Consider the following 4,743-nt stretch of genomic DNA (forward strand, 5'->3'; position numbering starts at 1 on the left):
AAAAGCCACTCTTAATCGTGTCTTGGAACGAAATAGAGGCTTTTAAAGACCGCGTACATGGAGAATTAAAACAAGAATTACCCTCGAAAAGCCTATTTTTCTACTAAGTATTTATGCTCATTGCAAAGGTGAGATGCTCCCCCTGTTTAACTGTTTACTGTTTCAGCTAAAATAGGGCAATAGATTTCGGCTTAAAGTCTTAGATTATAGAATTTATAGCATTTTTCTAATACACCAAATTAACTGAAACAAACCACTACAAATAATTGTGCCTCCCTACTTAAGGTTAGTTTTATTAACCAGAATATCCCTTGCTGGGGGAACAGACATTGCAGCAGTTGGTGGCAGCAATTCCTAGCTTGGGGCAGCGGGCTGTTAGTCAGATTCCGCCAGTCCAGCAGTTGTTGGCAGCAGCAGGCTTGGCGGCTGGCGATCGCAGCTTGGGCGAGATTTTAGCTGAAAATCCCCTTGTCGGTAACTGGCAATTGAATGGGATTGACCTGTCTCAGTTCCCTATCAGCGCCATTCCGGGCATTTCTCAAGCCGCGATCGGCAATTTTGCTGATTGGGGCAGCAGTTTTGTGGCTGACATCCCCGGTTTGGGCAATGTACCCTTAAGACAGATGCCTAACCCCGCAACCCTAGCAGGGACGGCGGTAGTGCGGATTGATGGCATTTGGGGGGCGGCGGAGTCGTACCGCTATCAGACGGTGACGGGCAGCTATCAGGATGGTTTCAGCGTCCCCTGCGAGGAGAATTGTGCCTATCTGGAATTGGATGACTTGGAGAATGCTGGGAGGTGGATTAGTGGCAAGTACCAGCAGATGAATGGGGGTGAAGGTTGTTTGCGCTTCCTCAATGGGGGGAAGGAACCGACGGGGCGGCATCCTGGCTCTTCTCGACTTTGTGTGATAATTTTTGCTTATGGAATCGTGAAATGCTTATCGGGTAACACTTTTAGGACTATTTTGTCGAAGAAACTATCAGTATAGACCTCGTTTCCACACAGAAACCAGAAGAGCCGCATCCTTTTGGCAGCGGCTTTAAGGTGGTGATGATGGAACCGGATGAGGCGACTGATTTGGTTGATACTGCCCTCTATTTTCGGATTACATCTTTTTGTGGGAAAAGCCCCTATTTTATTAGTCCGTTTCCGTTTTTGGATTACCGCCGCAATGATTGGATTTTTCTGGGAGGGTAGGGATTCATGGGGAAAGGATAATATATAATGATGATCTATGACAGAGACTTCAAATACTGGTTGATAGGCAGGTGGACAAATTCAATTAGACACGAGGAGCATTGGAACCCACAACCTGTGGTGATGTAGAATCAAATTTATAATATTCACCTGCTTATAAATGGGCAAAAGGATAAGAATATACGAGGTTTTAATATGCCAACAATTAAACCACGTTCTCAGATTGGTAGAGATGGAATCTTACATTTAGATATACCGTCCGATTTTAAAGAAACTGAAGTAAATGTTACAGTAACCGTTGAAGCGGTTCAAGAAGTCAGTGAAGATTTAGCAAGTAGAAAAGAGGAAAGAAAACCTCGCTATAATGCTTGGGGCAACCCAGTAGTAGAGCAATCTATTACCCAAGCTATTTCAGGAATGCGCCACCTTCAAAAAACTGTAGCTTTACCTAAAAGTGAAATTCGTGCCATGCGAGAAGAAGGGAGACGGTTTTGATTGAGTTCGTTTTAGATTGTTCGGTAGCAATTAGCTGGTGTTTGGTCGATGAAGATAACGATTATGCTAACGCAGTATTAGACATAATGCCAAACGCCGAAGCATTTGTTCCCGAAATTTGGTCTTTAGAGATTGTCAATACTCTCCTAGTCGCAGAAAGAAGAAATCGGATGACGGTCGAGCAAACTCAAGCATCGATTAATTGGTTACAGTCTTTACTTATTACTATTTTTGGATTACCGCCGCGATGATTGGATTTTTCTGGGAGGTTAGGGATTCATGAGGAAAGGATGATATATAATGATAGTCTATGACAGAGAGAGACATTAAATACTGTTTGGTATTAGGAGAAAAGCTGTGCCACTGATTAAAATACCAAGGAATTATCTGATTGCTGAAGATGAAAATTTCATTACAGCAGATGTGCCAGATTCACTGCTTCAGCTTTGGCAAAAAGATTATCAAAAGGTGGTTAAAGCCAAAGGTATTCTTAAGGAGCAAAAGGCGGCAATGCTATCTCATGTGGAGTCTCTTCGTCGGGAGTGGGATGGATGAAATACGTCTATGATACCAATATTTTTATTTATTATTTAGCCGATGACGATCTAGTTACTTCTTTTTTCTCCCAAGCTTTTTTGAGTTTGCATCAGATTTTTATCTCACCAATTGTCAGAATTGAGTTACTCAGTTTTCCTACTTTATCTAAGGAAGAAGAGCAGATAATTGAAGATTTACTCTCACAGTTTGAATCAATTCCCATATTGAGAGAAATTGAAGATCTGACTATTCAACTGAAACGACAGTATAAAATCAAGATTCCCGATGCCATTATTGCCGCGACAACATTGAGCCAAAATGGATGTTTGGTCACTAGAAATGTTGATGATTTTAAGGGGATTTCCGGTTTAAATATTAAAAATCCGTTTATTGATCAGGGGTAAAGAATAGTAGAAGAGCGAGAATTAAAAGTTGACTTATCTGCAAAGTAGCTTACTACTGGAAATCGATAGCTTGATGACAGCAACCAGTGCCAGGTATTGAAGTAGGAAAAAGCCTATGTTTTCGTTCTAGAAATCTCCAAAACTAAGCTTGACAAATTGCCTCAAGTTGTTATATCCTACAGCTTACAAGTCTTTGCGCGAGAAAAGGCACACCACAAGCAGCAATACCCAGTAACACACTTTTCTCCCCGCCGAAAACCCCAGGTACGGGTAGGTGCCTCTTGGGGACTGCTGAATTAAAGACTGCTGAATTAAAAGTCAACTGTCGGCCTGTCAAGCACCTACCTCCTTGTCTCCAGCCGACGCTATCGGCGAACTTTTCCAATACTTCCACTTCCAGTTCACTATTATACTTTCTCGTGCCACCAAGACTCTCATAGATTTCTTTCTGGACGCTGAAGCCAAACTTACCGCTACTATAGTTTAGCCAAAGTTGGTTAATAGTTCGTAAATCTTCACAGGGGAAATTATCAATGTCCTCTTCTCTCAACCATCCTTCGCTTTCCCTTCCGGCGACCCGACACATCACTTCCCCTGTTTCTTTATCTGCTTCTTTCCAGTTTTCTGCTGCTAAGTAGTCATGCAAAATTAATTACCTGCCCGATCGAGCTAAAACCCTTACGGGGCAATGATCGTCATGTGTAAATAATTTTGCCTAGGTACTTAAGTAGGGAGGCACAATTATTTGTAGGATGGGTTAGCGGTAGCGTAACATAATCGGCCGTTGGGTTTCATGCTTCAACCCAACCTACGTTCATCTTATATTTAATTCCACCCACCTACTTAAGAGTTGCTGTAATTGAGAATAGTTAACCTCCCTAGCACTTTTAAGCACAATATTAGCAGCAACTTTAGGCGGTGGTGGTGTTTGAATAACGGGAGTTTTTGGTATTTATATAGAAGTTGCTGGTGATTGTCCCGTCAAATCTTGTAAAATCTCCCGCGCTGATTGATAACGCTTTCTTGTCCCAAATTCGATCATTTTATCAAGAATGCGTCCTAAATCATCCCGAACATTATTTTTGACTAAAAACTGTCGCCAAATCCATTCATGGTCACTGGTATCAAATAAATCAAAGGGTTAAATCTGAGTCAACAAATAAATACAAGTGACCCCTAAACTATACAAATCACTGGGATTATTCGCCTTACCGTTAGCTTGTTCTGGGGCGATATATTCCGCTGAACCGATTACCGTACCAGTAACAGAACGGTTAAGAGGTGTAACAACTTTAGACGCGCCAAAATCTACTAAAACCGCCTTCTTGTCTGAGTTACGTCGAATAATATTTTCTGGTTTAATGTCTCGGTGAACTACTCCCTGACTATGAATAAAATCTAAAACGGGCAAAATATCTGTTAATAAAGCTTTAATCTTGGCTTCATTAAATACCCCTTGACTTCTTAATTCTTGTTCTAAATTCTGTCCTTCAATATATTCTTGTACCAAATATTGACGGTCATCATCATGATTGAGATAAGCGAAAAGTTCAGGAATTTGGGGATGTTTTCCTAACTTCTCTAATTGGATTGCTTCTTTTTCAAACAATTCTGAGGCTTTCTCAATTGTATCAGTCCCTTGAACCGAAGGAAAAAACTGTTTAATCACACAATAAGGTCGAGAAGGCTTACTATAATCTACCGCTTTAAAAGTGCAACCAAATCCTCCTTGACCAATTAATTTAATTGCTTGATAACGCTCCTGTAAAAACAATTTAGAGCGGCATTTTTCACAGAATTTATTGCCATCTGGATTGGCGGCGGAACAATTAGGATTGAGACACAGACTCATGGTTTTTACTCCTTTAAGTAGTTGGGTTGACGTTAAAAAAGTAGCTGTTGGTTATGTTGGGTTTCCTGTCTTAGCTGTTGGTTGTGTTGGGTTTCCTGTCTTAGCTGTTGGTTGTGTTGGGTTTCATGCTTCAACCCAACCTTGTATCTTGAGAAGTAGGCAACCCGTCCCAACCTAGGTAAAAAATACCGCTTTGTAGCTTGGGTGCCTATATTCTGAAAAAGGGCGTGGACATCCAGTTCAACCGAGGTGCT

General features: G+C 41.3%; 7 protein-coding genes and 1 pseudogene. 5 read left to right on the forward strand and 3 right to left on the reverse strand.

The features are described 5' to 3' along the window. Positions 1-311: 311 nt before the first annotated feature. The 5 genes from IM509_RS18130 to IM509_RS18150 all read left to right on the forward strand — a co-directional run bounded on the left by IM509_RS18130 (position 312) and on the right by IM509_RS18150 (position 2,637). Complete coding sequence (locus IM509_RS18130; protein ID WP_158499360.1) at positions 312-992, forward strand: hypothetical protein; 681 nt, start codon at positions 312-314, stop codon at positions 990-992. A 404-nt stretch (positions 993-1,396) separates the two neighbouring features. Continuing rightward, entirely contained in the window at positions 1,397-1,696 is a 300-nt protein-coding gene (locus tag IM509_RS18135; RefSeq protein ID WP_052277190.1) for a hypothetical protein, read from the forward strand. Beyond that, positions 1,693-1,947: a type II toxin-antitoxin system VapC family toxin gene (locus tag IM509_RS18140; protein WP_072925922.1), complete on the forward strand. Its 255-nt coding sequence runs from the start codon at positions 1,693-1,695 to the stop codon at positions 1,945-1,947. The genes IM509_RS18135 and IM509_RS18140 overlap by 4 nt, the downstream gene beginning before the upstream one ends. 106 nt (positions 1,948-2,053) lie before the next feature. Continuing rightward, the gene (locus IM509_RS18145) at positions 2,054-2,251 is read left to right on the forward strand and encodes a hypothetical protein (RefSeq protein WP_052277192.1); all 198 of its coding nucleotides are present in this window, start codon (positions 2,054-2,056) and stop codon (positions 2,249-2,251) included. Beyond that, complete coding sequence (locus IM509_RS18150) at positions 2,248-2,637, forward strand: type II toxin-antitoxin system VapC family toxin (protein WP_052277193.1); 390 nt, start codon at positions 2,248-2,250, stop codon at positions 2,635-2,637. Before IM509_RS18145 ends, IM509_RS18150 begins: the two co-directional genes overlap by 4 nt. 169 nt (positions 2,638-2,806) lie before the next feature. Here the strand turns inward: IM509_RS18150 and IM509_RS18155 are convergent, their stop codons facing one another. From IM509_RS18155 to IM509_RS18165, 3 genes and pseudogenes are all read right to left on the reverse strand, one after another. Continuing rightward, positions 2,807-3,283: a GUN4 domain-containing protein gene (locus IM509_RS18155; RefSeq protein ID WP_072925920.1), complete on the reverse strand. Its 477-nt coding sequence runs from the start codon at positions 3,281-3,283 to the stop codon at positions 2,807-2,809. 183 nt (positions 3,284-3,466) lie between these two features. Beyond that, a pseudogene (locus IM509_RS18160) lies at positions 3,467-4,489 on the reverse strand (protein kinase domain-containing protein); the annotation flags it as partial. A gap of 32 nt (positions 4,490-4,521) precedes the next feature. Beyond that, positions 4,522-4,743 (reverse strand): hypothetical protein (locus IM509_RS18165; RefSeq protein ID WP_272079373.1); only part of this gene is annotated, 222 nt, incomplete at its 5' end.

This window comes from Microcystis sp. M31BS1, assembly GCF_020245285.1.
Classification (GTDB): Bacteria; Cyanobacteriota; Cyanobacteriia; order Cyanobacteriales; family Microcystaceae; genus Microcystis; species Microcystis panniformis.